This window comes from Actinomadura viridis, assembly GCF_015751755.1.
Taxonomy (GTDB): domain Bacteria; phylum Actinomycetota; class Actinomycetes; order Streptosporangiales; family Streptosporangiaceae; genus Spirillospora; species Spirillospora viridis.
The window spans coordinates 1,104,398-1,124,153 of the sequence record NZ_JADOUA010000001.1 but is presented as its reverse complement, the minus strand read 5'-3'; the positions used below and the strand labels follow the sequence as shown (position 1 = coordinate 1,124,153).

18 protein-coding genes are annotated in these 19,756 nt (G+C 74.5%); 15 read left to right on the top strand and 3 right to left on the bottom strand.

Annotated elements, in window-relative coordinates:
* The 15 genes from IW256_RS04880 to IW256_RS04810 all read left to right on the top strand — a co-directional run bounded on the left by IW256_RS04880 (nt 1) and on the right by IW256_RS04810 (nt 17,262).
* Complete coding sequence (locus IW256_RS04880; protein WP_197009804.1) at nt 1–1,095, top strand: polyprenyl synthetase family protein; 1,095 nt, start codon at nt 1–3, stop codon at nt 1,093–1,095.
* Nucleotides 1,096–1,127: 32 nt separating this feature from the next.
* Entirely contained in the window at nt 1,128–2,186 is a 1,059-nt protein-coding gene (locus tag IW256_RS04875; RefSeq protein ID WP_197009803.1) for a Gfo/Idh/MocA family oxidoreductase, read from the top strand.
* Nucleotides 2,176–3,141 carry a sugar phosphate isomerase/epimerase family protein gene (locus IW256_RS04870; protein ID WP_197009802.1) on the top strand — a complete coding sequence of 322 codons (966 nt, stop codon included), beginning with the start codon at nt 2,176–2,178 and terminating at the stop codon, nt 3,139–3,141. Before IW256_RS04875 ends, IW256_RS04870 begins: the two co-directional genes overlap by 11 nt.
* Complete coding sequence (locus tag IW256_RS04865) at nt 3,138–4,424, top strand: M20/M25/M40 family metallo-hydrolase (protein ID WP_231403663.1); 1,287 nt, start codon at nt 3,138–3,140, stop codon at nt 4,422–4,424. Before IW256_RS04870 ends, IW256_RS04865 begins: the two co-directional genes overlap by 4 nt.
* Nucleotides 4,421–5,578: an Ldh family oxidoreductase gene (locus IW256_RS04860; protein WP_197009801.1), complete on the top strand. Its 1,158-nt coding sequence runs from the start codon at nt 4,421–4,423 to the stop codon at nt 5,576–5,578. The genes IW256_RS04865 and IW256_RS04860 overlap by 4 nt, the downstream gene beginning before the upstream one ends.
* Nucleotides 5,575–6,510 carry a Gfo/Idh/MocA family protein gene (locus tag IW256_RS04855; protein WP_197009800.1) on the top strand — a complete coding sequence of 312 codons (936 nt, stop codon included), beginning with the start codon at nt 5,575–5,577 and terminating at the stop codon, nt 6,508–6,510. The genes IW256_RS04860 and IW256_RS04855 overlap by 4 nt, the downstream gene beginning before the upstream one ends.
* 2 nt (nt 6,511–6,512) lie before the next feature.
* Nucleotides 6,513–6,989, top strand: a complete 477-nt coding sequence (locus IW256_RS04850) for a DUF6917 domain-containing protein (protein ID WP_197009799.1) — start codon at nt 6,513–6,515, stop codon at nt 6,987–6,989.
* 33 nt (nt 6,990–7,022) lie between these two features.
* Nucleotides 7,023–8,999, top strand: coding sequence for a 1-deoxy-D-xylulose-5-phosphate synthase (gene dxs / locus IW256_RS04845; protein ID WP_197009798.1), 1,977 nt, complete (start codon nt 7,023–7,025; stop codon nt 8,997–8,999).
* Nucleotides 8,996–10,210: a flavodoxin-dependent (E)-4-hydroxy-3-methylbut-2-enyl-diphosphate synthase gene (gene ispG / locus IW256_RS04840; RefSeq protein ID WP_197009797.1), complete on the top strand. Its 1,215-nt coding sequence runs from the start codon at nt 8,996–8,998 to the stop codon at nt 10,208–10,210. Before dxs ends, ispG begins: the two co-directional genes overlap by 4 nt.
* Complete coding sequence (locus tag IW256_RS04835; protein ID WP_197009796.1) at nt 10,194–11,654, top strand: NAD(P)/FAD-dependent oxidoreductase; 1,461 nt, start codon at nt 10,194–10,196, stop codon at nt 11,652–11,654. Before ispG ends, IW256_RS04835 begins: the two co-directional genes overlap by 17 nt.
* 15 nt (nt 11,655–11,669) lie before the next feature.
* Nucleotides 11,670–12,695, top strand: a complete 1,026-nt coding sequence (locus tag IW256_RS04830; protein WP_197009795.1) for an alpha/beta hydrolase — start codon at nt 11,670–11,672, stop codon at nt 12,693–12,695.
* Between the two features lie 12 nt (nt 12,696–12,707).
* Nucleotides 12,708–13,964, top strand: coding sequence for a cytochrome P450 (locus IW256_RS04825; RefSeq protein WP_197009794.1), 1,257 nt, complete (start codon nt 12,708–12,710; stop codon nt 13,962–13,964).
* Nucleotides 13,965–13,970: 6 nt separating this feature from the next.
* Complete coding sequence (locus IW256_RS04820; protein WP_197009793.1) at nt 13,971–15,179, top strand: cytochrome P450 family protein; 1,209 nt, start codon at nt 13,971–13,973, stop codon at nt 15,177–15,179.
* Nucleotides 15,180–15,200: 21 nt separating this feature from the next.
* Nucleotides 15,201–16,472 carry an activator-dependent family glycosyltransferase gene (locus IW256_RS04815; protein WP_197009792.1) on the top strand — a complete coding sequence of 424 codons (1,272 nt, stop codon included), beginning with the start codon at nt 15,201–15,203 and terminating at the stop codon, nt 16,470–16,472.
* Nucleotides 16,473–16,545: 73 nt separating this feature from the next.
* A complete protein-coding gene (locus tag IW256_RS04810) occupies nt 16,546–17,262 on the top strand; it encodes a class I SAM-dependent DNA methyltransferase (RefSeq protein ID WP_197009791.1) in 717 nt (238 codons plus the stop codon).
* Between the two features lie 102 nt (nt 17,263–17,364).
* Here IW256_RS04810 and IW256_RS04805 read toward each other — a convergent pair whose 3' ends face one another.
* From IW256_RS04805 to IW256_RS04795, 3 genes are read right to left on the bottom strand one after another with little or no spacing between them, the layout of a single operon-like run.
* Complete coding sequence (locus IW256_RS04805) at nt 17,365–18,480, bottom strand: DegT/DnrJ/EryC1/StrS family aminotransferase (protein WP_197009790.1); 1,116 nt, start codon at nt 18,478–18,480, stop codon at nt 17,365–17,367.
* Nucleotides 18,477–18,920 carry a sugar 3,4-ketoisomerase gene (locus tag IW256_RS04800; protein ID WP_197009789.1) on the bottom strand — a complete coding sequence of 148 codons (444 nt, stop codon included), beginning with the start codon at nt 18,918–18,920 and terminating at the stop codon, nt 18,477–18,479. The genes IW256_RS04805 and IW256_RS04800 overlap by 4 nt, the downstream gene beginning before the upstream one ends.
* Entirely contained in the window at nt 18,917–19,726 is an 810-nt protein-coding gene (locus IW256_RS04795; protein WP_197009788.1) for an FkbM family methyltransferase, read from the bottom strand. The genes IW256_RS04800 and IW256_RS04795 overlap by 4 nt, the downstream gene beginning before the upstream one ends.
* Nucleotides 19,727–19,756: the final 30 nt, after the last annotated feature.

The following is a 19,756-nucleotide window of genomic DNA, read 5'->3' as shown; positions in this document are numbered from 1 at the left end:
ATGACCACGCAGACCACGCAGACCACGCACACCGCCCCGGCCGGCGGGCCCACGCCCGCCCGCGAGGCGCTCGACCGGGTCCTGGAACGGGTGGAGGACCGGTTGCGCGGCCACCTGGACCGCGAACGCGACCAGTGGGCCACCGCCGTGACCGGGCACACCTCCGCGGTCATCCCCGTCGACGCGATCGCCGACCTGGTGCACGCGGGCGGCAAGCGGCTGCGCCCGAACTTCTGCGCGAGCGGGTTCCTGTGCGCCGGCGGGGACCCCGACGACCCGGTGATCGTGGACGCCGCGGCGGCGCTGGAGCTGCTGCACGTGTTCGCGCTCATCCACGACGACGTCCTCGACGACTCGCCGCTGCGCCGCGGCAAGCCCACCGTGCACGAGCGGTACGCCGCCGAGCACCGGGCCATGGGCTGGCGGGGCGAGCCGCGCCGGTTCGGCGAGGGCGTGGCGATCCTGGCCGGCGACCTGGCCTACGTGCTGGCCGACACGCTCACCGCCGACTTCCCGGCCCCGGCGCGGGAGATCTGGGGCGAGCTGCGGGCCGAGATGATCATCGGCCAGTTCCTGGACATCAGGTCGGCCGCCGCCGCCACCGCCGACATGCGGCTGGCCCGCTGGATCGCGGTGTGCAAGTCGGGGCACTACACCATCCACCGGCCGCTCACCCTGGGCGCGGGCCTGGCCGGGCGGCCCGATCTCGCCCCCGCCTTCGAGGGGTACGGGGTCGCGCTCGGCGAGGCGTTCCAGCTCCGCGACGACCTGATCGACGCGTTCGGCGTCAGCGCGACCAGCGGCAAGCCGGTCGGGCTGGACGTCGACCAGCACAAGATGACGCCGCTGCTGACGGTGGCGGTGGAGCGCGACGCCCGGGTCCGCGCCCTGGTGGACGAGGGCGGCGACGAGGGCTGGGACACCGCGCGGCTGCGCGAGCTGCTGGCCGAGACCGGCGTGCGCGCCGAGATCGAGGCGCACATCGACGGGCTGGTCGAGCGCGCCTGCGCGGCGCTGGCCGACGCCCCCATCGAGGAGCCGTGGCGGCGGATCCTCACCGACATGGCCCACCGGGTCGCGCACCGCGAGAGCTGAGAACGGTGTCTGGACGCGAGGGCGTGGACCCGATGCTGCGCACACTGATCATCGGCCTGGGTCAGGCGGGCTGGACGCTGCACCTCCCGGTGCTGACCAGGCTCCGCGACTCGGCCTACGGCGAGGGGCTGTTCTCCGCCGAGCCGATCGTGGTCTACGACCCCGACCGGCTCCCGGCGGGCCGCCGGGACGGCACCATCGCCCCCAAGCGCTCACTGAAGGAGGCCCGCGAGGTCCTCGATCCGGCCAGGACGGTCGTGCACGTGTGCACCCCGCCGTCCGCGCGGATCGAGGTGCTGCGCCAGGTGGCGGAGCTGGGCTTCCGCAAGGTGCTGGTGGAGAAGCCGCTGTCGGCGGACCGGGCCGGCATCGCCCGGATCCTGGAGGTCCGGGACGCCTGGGACCTGAACCTGAGCGTGGTGAGCCACTGGCTGGACAGCACGCTGACCCGCCGGCTCACCAAGCTCGTCTACTCCGGGCGGCTGGGCGAGCTGCGCTCCATCGAGGCGACGCAGCGCAAGCCCCGGTTCAGCAGGTCGCTGGACACCAACGGCCACCCGTCGGCGTTCGACGTGGAGGTGCCGCACTCGCTGGCGGTGGCGCTCCGGCTCGCCGGGGAGGCCACCGTGGTGGACGCCTCCTGGTCGGACATGGAGGTCAACGGCCATCTGATCCCGCGGATGGGCGCCGCCCGGCTGGTGCTCCGGCACGACCACGGCGTCCGCACCGAGATCTTCTCGGAGCTGACCTCGCTGCTGCGCGAGCGCCGGATCACCCTGGAGTTCGAGCGGGGCCGGGTCACCGGCTACTACCCGGTCAGCCGGGACGACGACCACGCGCTGATGACCGTCGAGACCGACGGCCGCGAGGAGACCGAGATCTTCCGGGACGACTCGCTGGCCTCGTTCCTGATGCGCACCTACCGCGGGTACGCGGCGGGCCACCGCATCACCTCCGACCTGGAGCTCAACGTCGAGATCGTCTCGCTGCTGAGCGACGCCAAGCACCTGTGCGAGGCCGGCGGGCGGGAGACGGCCGGGGTGCCCGGCACCGCCCCCTCCTCCCCCGGGACGGTGAAGCATGTCCGGTGAGCGGGCCGGCGGCGCGGGCGGCGGCGCCGGCACGGAGGCGGTCCGGCTCGGTTACGCGGGGATCGGCGACGAGGCCGCGCCCGGCCTGGACGCCCAGGTCACCGCGATCCGGCGGCTGGGCTGGGACACCATCGAGCTGCGTTCGGTGGACGGCGTCGCGCTCGCGGACCTGGACGCGGCCGCCTTCGGCCGGGTCGCGGGGACCCTCGCCGACGCGGGGATCGGCACCGTGTGCGTCGACTCCCGCATCGCGAACTGGGGCCGCCCCGTCACCGGGCCGTTCGAGGCCGACGTCGAGGAGCTGGAGGCGCTGATCCCGCGCTGCGCGGCCCTCGGCACCCGGTACGTGCGGGTGATGTCGTACCCCAACGACGGGCTGGACGAGCCGGACTGGCGGCGCGAGGTCCTGCGCCGCATGCGGGCGCTGGCCGAGCGGGCCGAGGACGCCGGGCTGGTGCTGCTGCACGAGAACTGCTCCGGGTGGGCCGGGACGAGCGCCGAGCGCATGCTGGCCCTCCTCGGCGAGGCCGGCCCCGCCCTGCGGCTGGTGTTCGACATCGGCAACGGGGTGCCCTACGGGTACTCGGCGTACGACGTGCTGACCGAGGTCGTCGAGCACGTGGAGCACGTCCAGATCAAGGACGCCGACGGCGACGCCGAGGCGCCGGTCTACACGTTCCCCGGCGAGGGCCGGGCCCGGGTCGCCGACTGCCTGCGTCTGCTGGTCGCGCACGGCTACCGCGGGGTGCTGTCCATCGAGCCCCACATCTCGGTCCGCCCGCACGAGCACCTCAACGACGCGGGCGACGCGGGCGTCGACACGTTCGTGGCGTACGGGCGCGCGCTGGAACGCCTCGTCGAGCGCGAGGTCCTCGGCGCCGGAACCGGAGCGGGCACCGCAGCCGGCACCGGCGCCGGCGCGGAGGCCGTGGCGGGGATCGGGGGGCGGCCATGATCGAGGTCGAGCTGACGCCCGCCGACCGGGAACTGCTCCTCGGTCTCCTGCGCGTCCCCACGGTGGGCCTGCTGGAGGAGCCCGAGGGGACGCCGGGGCTGTGGGAGGCGCAGAGCGCCTACGCCGACGCCGCCGCCGAGCTCGGTTTCACCACCGTTCTGCACGGCCCGCCCAAGCCCGAGGTGCTGGACCGGCCCGGCGTGCCCGAGCCGGTCCGCCGGGCGGCGGCGGAGCTGCCGGGCTTCCTGGACCGGCAGCCCAGCCTGGTGCTGCGGCTCGGCCCTCCGCTGCCCCGGGAGCGGACGGTGATGTTCAACGTCCACCTGGACACGGTGGCCGGATGGGAGCCGCCCCGCTTCGAGGACGGCCGGTTCCACGGGCGCGGCGCGATCGACGCCAAGGGGCCCGCGGTCGGGCTGCTGACGGGGATCCGCGCGGCGCTGGCGGCCGAGCCCGCCCTCGGCGACGAGGTCGGGGTGCTGATCCAGGCCGTCGCCGGCGAGGAGGGCGGCGCGATGGGCACGTTCGGCACCCGCCCGCTGGTCGAGGACGGGCACGTCGGGCGGCTCAACGTGTTCTGCGAGCCGACGGGGCTGCGCTGGCTGCCCCGTTCCACCGCCTCGATGACCGCCTGCGTCCGGGTCGACGGCCGGGACGCGATCGACGACGAGCCCGACGCCGGCCACAACGCCACCGTCCTGCTGGGCTTCCTCGCCCAGCACCTCGCGGCGGAACTGCCCGCCGCGGCGTCCGACGGGCGGGTGTGCGTGGCCGGGCTGCACACCGGCGACCTGCACAACCGGGTGTACGGCAGCGGCCGGCTGCTGCTCAACATCTCCTACGGGTCGCCGGAGGGCGGCCGGCGGATGGAGCGGGCCCTGGACGAGGCCCTCGCGTCGGGGCTCGCCGCGTTCGCCCGGACGTTCGCGCCGCACCGCGACCAGGCCCGGACGGCCGCGGACGCCGAGGCGATCACCACGCTGGAATGGCTCAAGCGGGGCCTGCCGGCGCTGGCGGGCTCGGACCCGTGGGCCGAGGAACTGCTGGAACGCCGCGCCGGGCTGGTCCCCTGGCCCGCCGGCGAGCCCGCCTTCACCTGCGACGCGATCTGGATGCAGGACGTCCCCGGCGCCTTCACCGTCGTCTACGGCCCCGGCGACCTGGGGGCCAACAACGCCCACGCCGCCGGGGAGCACGCCGACGCCGCCGACCTGGAGCACTTCGCCGCGGGCGTGGCACGCCTGCTGACCTCCTTCACCCGAAGCCGGAGCGAACACCCATGACTCAAACGACGGACACGGCGCCGGAGGCGGCGCCCGACGAGGCGGCGCGGCGGACCGTCCGCGTGCCCTACGACGAGCTGCTGGACTTCGTCACGGCGGTCTTCGTCGCCCGGGATCTCCCGCACGACCGGGCCAGGTCGGCGGCCGAGGCCCTGTGCTACGGCGACCTGACCGGGCTCGGCTCGCACGGGGTCGTCAACCTCACCCGCCTCTACCTCCCGCTGCTCGCGTCGGGGCGGGCCGACCCGAACGCCGAGCCGGCGGTGGTCGCCGACCGCGGCGCCGCCGTCCTGGTGGACGCCCGCCGCGCGCTGGGCCTGTGGGCCGCCCGCGAGATGATGGACCTGGCCTGCCGGCGCGCCGCCGAGCACGGCATCGGGCTGGTCACGGTGCGGGACATGACCCACATCGGCTGCGCCGGGCACCACGCCGAGCGCGCCACCCGGCACCGGATGATCGGGCTCACCGCCTCCAACTGCGGCCGGCAGCGCATCGCCCGTCCCCCCGGCGGGCGGGTGGCCATGCTGGGCACCAACCCGCTGAGCATCGCCGCCCCCGCCGGCCCCTCCCGCCCGCCGTTCGTCCTGGACATGAGCACCACCGTCGTCCCGACCGGGCGGGTCCGGGTGGCCGCCCGCGCCGGGCTGCCGGCCCCCGAGGGCTGGCTGTACGACGACCAGGGGCGGCCGGTGACCGACGCCGCCGCCTTCGACCGCGGCGAGGCGCACCTGGCGTGGCTGGGCGGCCGTCCCGAGACGGGCGTCTACAAGGGGTACGGGCTGGGCCTGCTGGTGGAGGTCCTGGCCGCGCTGGTCCCCGGCGCCGGGATGGGCCCCGAGCCCGAGGCGCTGGAGGGGACCGGCGGCCCCTCCGGCCGCGACGACGACATCGGCCTGTTCATGCTGGCCGTCGCGCCGGACGCGCTGCGGTCGCCGGACCGGTACGCCGCCGACGCCGCCACGCTGTTCGGCACGCTGCTGGCCTGCCCGCCGGTCGACGAGGACGCGCCGGTGCGCTACCCCGGCCAGCTGGAGGCCGAGCGCGCCGAGCTGAACCTGCGGGACGGGGTCCCGCTGCCCGCCCCCATCCACGCCGAGCTGCGCGAACTGGCCGCGGAGCTGGGCGTCAACGCTCCCTCCGGAGGTGAGTCATGACCGCGCTGCGGCTCGGTGTCGTCGGCCTCGGGGTGATCTCCCGCTACTACCTCAAGGCCCTCGACCGGTTCCCCGACGTACGGCTGAGCGCCGTCTGCGACCTGCGCGAGGAGGCCCTGGCGCCGTACCGCGGAACGGTGCCCTGCCACCTGGACCACCGCTCGCTCCTGGAGCAGGAGGACCTCGACGCGGTCGTGGTGAACGTGCCCAACGACGACCACATGGAGGTCTGCTGGGACGTGCTGTCGGCCGGCCGCGCGGTGTGCGTGGAGAAGCCGCTGGCGACGCGGTTCGACGAGGGCCTGGAGCTGACCCACCTGGCCAGGGCGCGCGACGCCGTGCTGTTCACCGCGTTCCACCGGCGCTACAACGACAACGTCCTGTCCCTGCTGCGGACCGTGCGGGCGATGGCGCCGATCGAGTCGCTCCGGGTGCGCTACTTCGAGCGCATCGAGGACCACGTCGGCAACGACCGCTGGTACCTGGACCCCGAGCGGTGCGGCGGCGGCTGCGTCGCCGACAACGGCCCCAACGCCTTCGACCTGGTCCGGCTGTTCCTCGGCGACGTCGAGGTGGACAAGGCCGAGATCGAGCGCGACGGCGACGGGGTGGACCGGAAGGCGCGCATCGCGCTGCGCACCGCCGCGGGCCCCACGGCCACGGTGGAGCTGGACTGGTCGTACATGTCGGGCGAGTGCAAGGACGTCGAGGTCCGGCTCGCCGACGGGACCGTCCTGAACGCCGACATGCTCGCCGGCCACCCGGGCTTCAAGAGCTCGCTGGAACACGAGTACGTGGGCGTCCTGGAGGCGTTCGTGCGGGCCGTGCGGGAGGGGCGGGACACCTCGGCGGGCGGCCTGGCCGCGCTGCGGCTGGTGGACGCCTCCTACCGGGCCGAACGGTCCCTCAGCCCGATGTGGGAGGGGAGCTGAGCATGACCGTGTCCGAGTCCCTGCCCGTCCACGAGTCCGTCCACAAGTCCGTCCAGGAGGACGGGCCCAAGCGGACGGTGCGCGGGACGCTGGTCAAGGTGCTCGTCCACCGCCGCGACGACCGGGGGATGCGGCTGGAGCCGTTCGCCAGCCGCTGCGTCCGCGCCGGCGAGGTGCACGAGCTCGTGACCACCGACCACCACGAGACCGAGGCCGGATCCCGGGTGGACCGGGTGGGCTTCCTGGGCTTCGTGGAGATCGCCAACGCGGGGGTGATCGACCGGGGCGACGAGGTGTGGGCCGGGGACCGCCTGGTCGGCACCGTCCTCGGCTTCGACTCCTGCCATTTCCCCAACCACTACAACGTCCTGATCCGGGCCGACGCGCCGCGGACCGGGCCGGAGCTGAGGCTGGAACCGGAGGTGCCGATCCGGTTCCAGCAGCGGCTCCGTCCCGCGCCGGCGTCCGCGCCCAGCTGAGCCGACCGAGCCGACGTACATGAGGAGACCGGCATGGGACTGCTGGAGAAGATAGAGCGCCCCCGAGACCTCGACGGGCTGACGCACCAGGAACTCGCCGGCCTCTCCCGGGAGATCCGCGATTTCCTCATCGAGAAGGTGGCCCGCACGGGCGGGCATCTCGGCCCCAACCTGGGGGCGGTCGAGCTGACCCTGGCGCTGCACCGGGTGTTCGACTCGCCGAGGGACCGCATCCTGTGGGACACCGGCCACCAGTCGTACGTCCATAAGATGCTCACCGGGCGCCGGGAGGGGTTCGACCGGCTGCGCCAGAAGGGCGGGCTGTCGGGGTACCCGAGCGCCGCCGAGTCCGACCACGACATCATCGAGAACTCGCACGCCTCCACGGCCCTGTCCTACGCCGACGGGCTGGCCAAGGCGTACCGGCTGCGCGGCGTCCGGGACCGCGCGGTGGTGGCCGTGATCGGGGACGGCGCGCTCACCGGCGGCATGGCCTGGGAGGCGCTGAACAACATCGCGGCGGCCCAGGACCGGCCCGTCATCATCGTCATCAACGACAACGGCCGTTCCTACTCGCCGACCATCGGGGGGCTGGCCACCCACCTTGCGGCGCTGCGCACGACGCGGGGGTACGAGAAGTTCCTCGCCTCCGCGAAGGAGACGCTGAACACCACCCCCGTGGTCGGGCCCGCCCTCTACAGCGCCCTGCACGGCGCCAAGAAGGGACTCAAGGACATCCTGGCGCCGCAGGGGATGTTCGAGGACCTCGGCCTCAAGTACGTGGGGCCGATCGACGGGCACGACACCGAGGCGCTGGAGAACGCGCTGCGGATGGCCCGCGACTTCGGCGGCCCGGTGGCGGTGCACTGCCTGACCACCAAGGGGCACGGGTACCGCCCGGCCGAGGACGACCAGCTGGACCACTTCCACGGCGTCGGCGTCATCGACCCCGTCACCGGGAAGCCCACCAAGCCCGCGGGCCGTTCCTGGACCTCGGTGTTCGCGGACGAGCTGGTCGAGGTCGGCACCGAGCGCGAGGACGTGGTGGCGATCACCGCGGCGATGCTCCACCCGACCGGGCTGCACAAGTTCCAGAAGGCCTTCCCCGACCGGGTGTTCGACGTCGGGATCGCCGAGCAGCACGCGGTCACCTCGGCCGCGGGGCTGGCGCTGGGCGGGCTGCACCCGGTGGTGGCGGTCTACGCGACCTTCCTCAACCGCGCGTTCGACCAGGTCCTCATGGACGTCGCGCTGCACAAGTGCGGGGTGACGTTCGTGCTCGACCGGGCCGGTGTCACCGGTGACGACGGCGCCAGCCACAACGGCATGTGGGACCTGTCCATCCTCCAGGTCGTCCCCGGCCTGAGGGTCTGCGCGCCGCGCGACGCGGACACGTTGCGCGCCGGGCTCCGGGAGGCGGTGGAGGTCGACGAGGCCCCCACGGTCGTGCGGTTCCCCAAGGGCGCGCTCGCCGAGCCCGTCCCGGCGATCGGCACGGCCGGCGGCATGGACGTGCTCGCCCGCGGCGGCACCGAGGACGTCCTGGTGGTGTCCGTCGGCGCGATGGCCGGTGAGTGCGTGGAGCTGGCCGGGCTGCTGGAGGCCCAGGGCATCGGCGCCACCGTCGTCGACCCGCGCTGGGTGAAGCCGGTCAACGAGGAGATCCCGCGGCTGGCCGCCCGGCACCGGCTCGTCGTCACCGTCGAGGACGGCGGCCGGTCCGGCGGCGTCGGAGCGGCCGTCGCCCAGGCGCTGCAGGCGGCGGGCGTGGACACCCCGGTGCGGACCTTCGGCATCCCGCAGCGCTTCCTGGACCACGGCAAGCGCCCCGACCTCCTCACCGAGTGCGGGCTGACCGCGCACCAGCTGTTCCTCGCGGTGGTCGACCAGATCCCCGGAGCCGACACGGCCGCGGCCCCCGACGGCGCCGCGGCCCCCGACGAGATCAGGCCGTACGACCAGAGCGCGCGGCCGGCCGCGGCGCGCGCGACCGGGAAGGTGAACCGATGAGCGTCCAGCTCGGCATGCCGGCGGTCCGCGAGCAGGAGCGGGCACCGGCGCAGCCGCGCCGCAAGACGCGGCAGATCATGGTCGGCGACGTCCCGGTCGGCGGCGACGCCCCGGTGTCGGTGCAGTCCATGACGATCACGCCGACCGCCGACGTCAACGCCACGCTCCAGCAGATCGCGGAGCTGACCGCGGCCGGCTGCCAGATCGTGCGGGTGGCGGTGCCCTCGCAGGACGACGCCGACGCGCTGCCCGAGATCGCCCGCAAGTCCAAGATCCCGGTGATCGCCGACATCCACTTCCAGCCGAAGTACGTGTTCGCCGCGATCGACGCGGGCTGCGCGGCCGTACGGGTCAACCCGGGCAACATCAAGAAGTTCGACGACAAGGTCGGCGAGATCGCGAAGGCCGCCAAGGACGCGGGCGTGCCCATCCGGATCGGCGTCAACGCCGGGTCGCTGGACAAGCGGCTGCTGGCCAAGTACGGCAAGGTCGGCCCGGAGGCGCTGGTGGAGTCGGCGCTGTGGGAGTGCTCGCTGTTCGAGGAGCACGGCTTCCAGGACATCAAGATCTCGGTCAAGCACCACGACCCGGTCACCATGGTCCGCGCCTACAAGCTGCTGTCGGAGCAGTGCGACTACCCGCTGCACCTGGGCGTCACCGAGGCCGGCCCCGCCTTCCAGGGCACGATCAAGTCGGCGGTGGCGTTCGGCACCCTGCTGTCGCAGGGCATCGGCGACACCATCCGGGTCTCGCTGTCGGCCCCTCCGGTGGAGGAGGTCAAGGTCGGGATCGGCATCCTGGAGTCGCTCGGCCTGCGCAAGCGCAGCCTGGAGGTCGTCTCCTGCCCCGCCTGCGGCCGGGCCCAGGTCGACGTCTACAGCCTCGCCGAACGGGTCACCGCCGCGTTCGAGGGGTTCCCGGTGCCGCTGCGGGTGGCGGTCATGGGCTGCGTGGTGAACGGTCCGGGCGAGGCCCGCGAGGCCGACCTCGGCGTCTCGTCCGGCAACGGCAAGGGGCAGATCTTCGTCAAGGGCGAGGTGATCAAGACCGTTCCGGAGTCGCGGATCGTCGAGACGCTCGTCGAGGAGGCGATGCGCATCGCCGAGGAGATGGGCACCGAGGTCGGCGCGGACGGCGACGTGGTGACGGGCGAGGAGACCGCGGGCGGCGGCACGGCGGAACGGAGCAGGGTCGATGTCGTCACGGCCTGACACGGGACGGCGGGCCGGCGGCGGCCGGTCCGGTGGCCGGGCCGCCGGCGGGCAGGCGGTCGTGCTGGGCGCGGGGCTGGCGGGGATGTTCGCCGCCGCCGCGCTCTCCCGGCACATGGAACGGGTCGTGGTCGTCGAGCGCGACCGGCTCCCCGAGGGCCCGGAGTGGCGCCGCGGCGTCCCGCAGTCCCGGCACGCGCACAACCTGATGACGGCCGGGCACACCGCGATGAACCGGCTGCTGCCGGGGGTGCGCGACGAGCTGCGGGACGCCGGGATGGTCGAGGTCGGCATGCCCCGCGACATGCTGCTGCTCACCGCGGGCGGCTGGATGCCCCGGTTCACCACCCCGCTGTTCATGATGACCAGTTCCCGCGACCTGATCGACTGGGTGGTCCGGGACCGCCTGCACGCCGACCCGAAGGTGGAGTTCCTGGAGGAGACCGAGGCGGTCGGGCTCCTCACCGAGGGGCCGCGCCACGCGGAGGTCCGCGGCGTGCGGGTGCGCGGGCGGGACGCCTCGCGCGAGGCCGGGCGCGGCGAGCCGTACGAGATCGAGGCCGACTTCGTGGTGGACGCCACCGGCCGCCGGTCCCGGACGCCCGAGTGGCTGCGCGCCATGGGCTACGAGACCCCCTCCGAGAGCGTGGTGGACGCGCAGGTCGCCTACTCGACCTGCGTCTTCGACCCGCCGCCGGGCCACGAGGCGGACTGGAACTGCGTCCTCCTGCAGTCCACCCCGGACGCGCCCCGCCAGGGGATCCTCAACCCCATCGAGGGCGGCCGGTGGATGGTCTCCCTGGCGGCCATGGGCGGCGAGCGTCCCCCGCTCGACCACGACGGCTTCCTCGGGTACGCGCGGACGCTGCGTTCGCCGGTCCTCTACGACACGCTCGTGAAGGCCCGCCCGGTGGGGCCGGTGCACGGTTCCGGCCGTACCGAGAACCGGCGGCGGCACTACGAGCGGCTGCGCCGCTGGCCCGAGCGCTTCCTCGTGCTGGGCGACGGCGCGGGGGCGCTCAACCCCTCCTACGGCCAGGGCATGTCGGTCGCGGCGTGCAGCGCCGTCGCCCTGGACGAGGCGCTGGCCGCCGCGGGCGGCCCGGCCGGGGTCGCCTCCGGGATGCGCAAGAAGGTCGCCAGGTGCATCGACACGGCCTGGGCGATCGCCGCCACCGGCGACCTCGGCTACCCCTGGGCCATCAACGACGCCGGGCTGTCGACCCGGATGAAGCTGCGCTACCTGTACCGGGTCGTCGGCGCGTCCGCCTGGAGCAAGCCGGCGGCCCGCGCGCTGCTCGACCTCAACCAGATGGTCTCCTCCCCCGCGGCGGTGTTCCGGCCGCGGGTGGTGACCGCCGTGATGCGGGGCTCCCGGCAGGTCTCCGACCTGCCCCCCGCGCTCGCCGAACGCCCCCCGCTCACCCACGCCGACCTGCCCTGATCGCCTGGAGGACTCATGCGTCACGACGAAGAGGCGCGGTGCGTGCCGTTCCGGCTGCCCGTCTCGCCCGCCGGCCGCCCCGCCGGAGAGTGGGAGGTGGCGGGCGACCTCTACCTGCCCGCCACGCCCGCCCGCACCGTGCAGGTGCTGCTGCCGGGGCTGACCTACGACCGCCGCTACTGGACGCTGCCCGGCGCGTACAACTACGCCGAGCACATGTGCCGCGCCGGGTACGCCGTGGTGGCCATGGACCGGATCGGCACGGGGGCCAGCTCCCGCCCGCCGTACGGCGAGGTCGCCACCGACAACCACGCGCACGTGCTGCACCAGGTCGTCCAGGCCCTGCGGGACGGCGCGATCGGCGGCGTCGCGTTCGACCGGGTGGTCACCGTCGGGCACTCCTACGGCTCGGGGATCGCGATCGTCGAGGCGGCCCGCCACCAGGACGTGGACGGCCTCATCGTCAGCGGGATGCTGCACACCACCACCAAGCTCTACGCCGAGGTGCGCGCGTTCTTCCACCACGCCTCGGAGGACCCGATCCTGGGGCCGGCGGCCCCGGAGGGCGGCTGGCCGGAGTACTACATGACGCAGCGCCCGGGCCTGCGGGCCCGGATGCTGGAGCACGCCCCCGGCATCGAGCCGGAGATGTCCGAGCTCAACGAGCGGATCAAGGCCACGGCGACGCTGGGCGAGGGCGAGTCCCTGCCCGTCACCTACGAGGTGGAGCACTCGCTGGCGATCAAGGTGCCGGTGCTGGTGGTGGTCGGCGAGCACGACGCCCTCTTCAGCAGCGAGCACGTCGCGTTCGCCGCCGAGTCCGGCCCGGTGCACGACTTCGAGAAGGAGTTCTACGCGCCCGAGGCCCGGCTGGAGGCGCACGTCCTGCCGGGCGCGGGGCACTCGCTCAACATCCACCGCAACGCCGCCGACTGGTTCGAGACGGCGCGGCGCTGGGCCGACGAGCGGATCGGCGCCGCTCCGGAGGCCGTCACGGGGGCCGTCACGGAGGTCGGGCCCGCCGAGCCCCGGCCGGTCTGAGGGGACGTCCGGATGTCCGAGGGCACCTCACTGCTCACCCCGCCGCGGAGCGACGACGCCGCGGCGGCGCTGAACGCGTTGCTGACACCGGCCGGGGAGGCCGACCCCTACCCGTTCTACGCGCGCCTGCGCGAGGCGGCGCCGGTGTTCCCCAGCGAACTGGGCGTCTGCTTCGCGTCCTCCTACGACACCGTCCGCGAGGCGTCCACCAGTGCCGACTACGGCGCGATGGGCCCGGACTGGTGGGACGCCAACCGGCCGTGGTGGCGCGAGAGCACGCTGTTCTCCAACCTCTACTCCACGATCCCGGGCCTGGACCCGCCGGATCACACCCGGCTGCGCTCGCTGGTCTCGCGCGTCTTCACCGCCAGGAGGGTGGACGCGCTGCGCCCGTACGCCGAGCGGCTGACCGCCGGGCTCCTCGACGCCATGGCGGACAAGGGCGCCGGCGGCACCCCCGTGGACCTCATGGCGGAGCTGGCGCTGCCGCTGCCGGTCGCGATCATCGGTGAGCTGTTCGGGGTGCCGGGCGACGAGCGGCAGCGGTTCCGGCAGTGGGTCGAGGACGCGGAGGTGGTGTACGAGCTGGCACCCGAGCCGGCGGCCATCGCCGTCGGGGACGCCGCGTACGCGCAGATGCGCGAGTACTTCGCCGACCTGGTGGCCGGGTTCCGCCGCCGGCCGCAGGACAACCTGACCTCCGACCTGGTCCGGGCGTGCGACGCCGCCGACGCGCCGCTGACCCCCGACGAGCTGCTCAGCATGCTGATCTTCGTCTTCGTGGCCGGGTTCGAGACCACGACCGGGCTGATCGGCAACGGCGTGGTGGCCCTGGCCCAGGACCCAGGCCAGGCCCGCCTGCTCTCCGGCGGTCCCGGCGCGGTGGACCGGGCGGTGGAGGAGCTGGCCCGCTACGACCCGCCGGTCCAGATGACCCGCCGGGTGACGCGGCGCGACCTCACCCTCGGCGGGGTCGCCCTGCCCGCGGGGACGAGCGTCATCCCGCTGCTGGGGGCCGCCAACCGGGACCCGGCGCACTTCCCCGATCCGGACCGGCTCGACCTGGCCCGCGACGACGCCCGGCCGATGTCGTTCGGCGGCGGCGTCCACTTCTGCCTGGGCGCGGTGCTGGGGCGCATGGAGGTCGGGGCCGCGCTGCGGATGCTGTACCAGCGGTTCCCCGAGGTGGAGCTCGGCGGCGCGCCGGTCCGCGCGCCCGGCCTGGCCGCGCGCCGGCACACCTCCGTGCCCCTGCTCCTGAACGGCTGAGACACCATGATCACCGATATCGGCGGGGCCGCGCCCGGGGCGGCCGGCCGCGGTCCCGCCTACGACCCTGCGTACGGCCGCGGGCTGCTGCTGACCCGCGCCGCCCAGTGGTACTGCGGGACCCAGGGCGATCTGTACGCGCTGGTCCTGCGGGGGCAGGACGATGATCCGTACCCGTACTACGAGAAGATCCGCGAGCTCGGCCCGCTGTACACCGGCGAGCTAGGGACGCCCGCCACCGCCGACCACGCCGTCGCCTCCCGCGTGCTGGGCGATCCACGCTTCGGCCCCGGCGACCCTCCTGGATCCGTCCTGGCCGGATCCGTCCCGACCGGGTCCGTCCCGGCCAAGGCGGTACAGGCCGGGGCGGTACAGGCCGGGGCGGTACAGGCCGGGGCGGTTCCCGATCTGGCGGGGCACCGGTCCGAGGTCGCGCGGCTGTGCCGGGAGGCGCTGGACCGGCTCGGCCGGGCCGGGGCCGCGTTCGACCTGATCGGTGACCTGTTCGGTCCCGTCTGCGCCGCCGCGACCGCCGGGCTGTTCGGCGTCGCCGGGCAGGACCGGGAACGGTTCGCCCGGCACGCCGCGGGCCTCGGCGGCGCGCTGGACGCGCCGGTGTGCCCGCAGCCGTACGAGCGGGTCCGGGCGATCGCGGACGCGACCGCCGGCCTGGGCGACCTCGTCGGCGGGGAGCCGGACGGGGCCGCCGCCCGCGTCACCGCGGCGATCGTCGCCCTGGAGACGGTGCCCACGCTGGCCGGCAACGCCGTGGCCGCGCTGGTGGGGCCCAGCGGGACCTGGGCCGCGCTCCGCGCCGACCCGCGGTCGGCACGGGCCGCGATCGGGGAGACGCTGCGCCACGACCCCCCGATCCAGCTGGTCGTCCGGACCGCTCGCGAGGACGTCGAGATCGCCGGGCGGCGGCTGGCGGCGGGCACGCGGGTCGCGGTCCTGACCGGCGGGGCCGGGCGGGACCCGGGGGCGTACCCCGACCCGGCGCGCTTCGACCTCACCCGTTCACCCGGCCCCGAGCCTCCGGCCTTCGGCGGCTCGTCCCCGTACGCCCCGGCGGGGCCCCTGGTACGGCTGCAGGCCGAGGCGCTGCTGGAGACCCTCGCCCGCGAACGGCCGGGCCTGCGCCGCAACGGCGAGGCGCTCCGGCGCAGGCGGGCCCCGGTGGTCCGCGGCCTGCTGAACCTGCCGGTGACGGCCTGACCTGGGAAGAGGAGGCAACCGATGCGGGTCCTGCTGACCTCGTTCGCGGTCAACACCCACTACTTCAACCTGGTGCCCATGGCCTGGGCCCTGAGCTGCGCCGGGCACGACGTGCGGGTGGCCGCCCAGCCCGCGCTCACCGAGGCGATCACCGGGTCGGGGCTGACCGCCGTCCCGGTCGGCACCGACGACTCGGTGCTGGAGCTTTTCGCGCTGATCGGCGGCGACCTGACCGTCTACCACCGGGAGCTGGACTTCACCTTCACCCGGCCCGAGACGCTGACCTGGGACTACCAGCTCGGCGTGCAGGTGGTGACGACCGGCCTGCTGCTGGCGCCGGTGAACGGCGACGACGTGATCGACGGGCTGGTGGACTACGCCCGGTTCTGGCGGCCGGACCTGATCGTCTGGGAGCCGATGACGATGGCCGGGGCGGTGGCCGCCCGGGCCTCGGGCGCGGCGCACGCCCGCCTGCTGTGGGGGCCCGACGTGCTGGGCGCCGCCCGGCGGGAGTTCCTGCGGCTGTGGCGGCGCCGGCCCCCGCCGCACCGGGACGACCCGCTCGCCGAATGGCTGGCCGGGACGCTGGAGCGGTTCGGCCACGGCTTCGACGAGGACATGGTCACCGGGCAGTGGACCATCGACCCGACCCCGCCGGGCTGCCGGCTCCCGCTGGGACTGCCCACCGTGTCCACCCGGTTCGTCCCGTATCACGGCACGTCGGTGGTCCCGGACTGGCTGTACGGGCCGGCGGAGCGGCCGCGGGTGTGCGTGACGCTCGGCGTGTCCGCGCGCGAGGACCGCGGCTCGGACTTCGTCCCGCTGGACGCCCTGCTGGAGGCGATGGCCGACCTCGACGTCGAGGTGGTCGCCACGCTCAACGGCGGGCAGCGCGAGGAGCTGTCGGCGGTCCCGGACAACGTGCGGCTGGTCGACTTCGTCCCGCTGAACGCGCTGCTGCCGGGCTGTGCGGCCATCGTCCACCACGGCGGGAGCGGCACCTGGCAGACCGCCGCGCTCCACGGCGTTCCTCAGATCACCCTGCCCAACCTGTGGGACGCGCCGCTCAAGGGCCGGCAGATGGAGAAGCTGGGCGCCGGGCTGACCGTCCCGCCCGACCGGCTGACCCCCGGGCTGCTGCGCGACGCGGTGGTCCGGGTGCTGAAGGAACCGTCGTTCGCCGAGGCCGCGGCGCGGATGCGCGCGGAGATGCTGGCCGAGCCGTCGCCGGCCGAGATCGTGCCGACGCTGGAACGGCTGGCCGCCCGGCACCGCAAGGGGAGTGGACGTTGACTTGCGGCGAGTTGCTCTCTTGACCACCCGGTCATGCGACAACTCGCCGCAAGTCAACGAAGGACGGAGCGCGATGTACGAGCGGGAACTGGCGGAGATCTACGACGCCGTCTACCGGGGGCGCGGCCGGGACTACGCGGCCGAGGCGGCGGAGGTGGCCCGGCTGGTCCGCCGCGAACGGCCGGAGGCGGCCTCGCTGCTCGACGTCGCCTGCGGCACCGGGGCCCACCTGGAGCACCTGGGCGCGCTGTTCCCCGACGTGGCGGGCGTGGAGCTGTCGGCGGCCATGCTGGAGGTGGCGCGGGCCCGGCTGCCGGGCGTCCCGCTGCACCGGGCGGACATGCGCGACTTCGCCCTGGGCCGTACGTTCGACGCGGTCACCTGCATGTTCAGCTCGATCGGGCACATGGGGACGGTGGCGGAACTGCGCGCGGCGGTGGCCGGGTTCGCCCGGCACCTGGCGCCGGGCGGGGTCGCGGTGGTGGAGCCCTGGTGGTTCCCGGAGCGGTTCGCCGACGGGTACGTGGCGGCGGACGTGGTGACCGAGGGCCGGCGCACGATCGCGCGGGTCTCGCACTCGGTCCGTGACGGCGGCGCGTCCCGCGTCCAGGTGCGCTTCCTGGTCGCCGAACCGGACACGGGGATCCGGCCCCTGTCCGAGGACTACCGGATCACCCTGTTCGAGCGCGCGGAGTACGAGGACGCGTTCACGCGGGCGGGCTGCGCGGTGCGGTACGCCGAGGACGCCGGCGGGTTCGGCCGCGGCCTGTTCGTCGGCGTCCGCGACTGACCCGCGCCAGGCCGGGCCGCACGCCAGGCCGGGCCGCACGCCAGGCCGGGCCGCACGCCGGGTCAGGCCGCAGCGTCCCGGGTCAGGCCGCAGCGTCCCGGGTCAGGCCGCGGCGTCCCGGACCGCGGCCCGGACGGCGGCGATGACCGTCTCGACGGCCTCGGCGGGCAGGTGCGGGCCGATGGGAACGCTCAGCACCTCCCCGGCGAGGCGTTCGGTGACGGGGAAGGCGCCGGGCCCGTATCCCAGGTCCGCGTACGCCGGGGAAAGGTGCGGCGGCACCGGGTAATGGATCAGGGTGCCGATCCCCGCGCCGGTGAGCCGGCGGCGCGTCTCCTCCCGCCGCCGCACGCGGAGCACGAACAGGTGCCAGGACGTGCGGGCCCACGGAGCGGTCCGGGGAAGCCCGACCCCTTCCAGGCCCGCGAGCGCGGCGAGGTAGCGCTCGGCGACGGCGGCGCGGCGGGCGTTCCACTCGTCCAGGCGGGCCAGTTTCACCCGCAGGACCGCGGCCTGCATCTCGTCCAGCCGCGAGTTCGTCGCCCGGGTCTCGTGCCGGTACTTGACGCGGCTGCCGTAGTTGCGCAGTAGGCGGACCCGGCCGGCCAGTGCGGCGTCGGCGGTGACCACGGCGCCGCCGTCGCCCATCGCCCCCAGGTTCTTGCCCGGATAGAAGCTGAACGCGGCGGTGGAGGGCGCCGCCCCGATCCGCCGACCGCGGTACGCCGCGCCGTGCGCCTGCGCGGCGTCCTCGACGATGTGCAGGCCGTGCCGTGCCGCCAGCGCCTCGACGGGCCGCATGTCCGCCGGGTGCCCGTACAGGTGCACGGGGACGATCGCCCTGGTCCGGGGGGTGAGTGCCGCCTCGATCCGGTCCGGGTCCATCGTGCGGGTGGTCTCCCGGGTCTCCACGGGGACCGGGCGGGCGCCGGTCTCGGACACGGCGAGCCACGTCCCGGCGAAGGTGCCGGCGGGCACCAGCACCTCGTCACCGGGGCCGACGCCCAGGGCGCGCAGAGCCAGTTCGAGGGCGTCGCACCCGCTGCCCACCGCCACGCAGTGCGCGTTCCCGCAGTACGCGGCGAACTCGGCCTCGAACGCCTCCACCTCGGGGCCCATCAGGTAGCGGCCCGAGTCCGCCACCCGGCGCAGCGCCGCGTCGATCTCCGCGCGCAGCTCGGAGCGGGCCGCCCGCAGATCGAGGAAGGGGACGTTCATGGGCGCCCGCGCACCGCCTTGAGGAACGCACCGTAGTCGTGGAAGTAGTCGGACTCGTCGTACAGCGTCGAGGCCAGGACCAGGCCGACCGCGCCGGGCGAGAAGTCCACCAGGCTGCGCCACACCATCGGGCCGATGTAGAGCCCGCGCGCCGGGCGGTCGAGCCGGAACCGGTCCTGCCGGACGCCGTCGTCGACCAGCACGTCGAACCTGCCGTGGACGGCGACGAGGAGCTGGTGCAGGGAGCGGTGCCCGTGCGCGCCGCGGACCATCGAGGCGGGCACGTCGTAGAAGTAGTACGCGCGCCTGATCGCGAACCCGACGTCGATCCCGGCCTCCACGACCGACAGCGCGCCCCGCCGGTCGCGGTGCTCGCGCAGCTCGACCGTGCGCCAGGCCCGGGTGCCCGGGGACCGTACCCCGCCGGGCGTCCGCGTCATCCGGGCTCCCCCGGCTCCCCTGGCCCGCCCGGCCCGCCGGCGGCCCCCGGACGCACGGCGAACACCTCGTACACCTCGGTGCCGGCCAGCAGCGGCTCCTGCTCGACCGTGACGCGGAACCCCTGCTCCTCCAGCAGCGACACGGCCGCCTTCCCGGCGCCGTCGAGGTCGTGCACCTCCATGACGACCTGGCGGATCCGCGGCCAGTGCTCGGCGCGGACGCCGCGCAGGACCGCGAGCTCGCTCTTCTCGACGTCGACCTTGAGCAGGCCGACCGCGCCGATCCCCCACTCGGAGATCACCTCCGACACCGTGGTCACCCGGCATTCCTCGGTCTCCCGGGTGAACCGGTCGACCAGCAGTTCCTCCACATCGGATTCGGAGAAACCGAGATTGCCGAAGTAGATACGGGTAAGCCGGGTCGCCTCTTCCGGGTCGGGATGCAGCCCCGACAGCGCCGTGCAATGCGGATAGAAGTCGAACAGGGCGGCGCCCGGCGCGTCCGACACCGCCGCATTGTGCAGCGTCACCGGCACCTTGAATTCCGCCATGTTCTCCCGGAGCGCGGCGAACGTCCGGGAGCCCGGCTCGAACGCGTGGACGCTGATGGCCGGGCACTCGGTGTGGAAGAACAGCGAGGCCATGCCGATGTTGGCGCCGACGTCGAACACCACGTCCCCGGGGGACAGCGTGACCCCGTGCCGCAGGTAGGAGCGTTTGACGAACATCTCGTGGTACAGGACCGGCGGCTCGAAATCGTTGAGCCCGGACACCTTGAAGCCGTTCGGCAGTTCTACCCGCTGCATCGTGCATCTCCCTGCGCGGCTCGTCCGCCC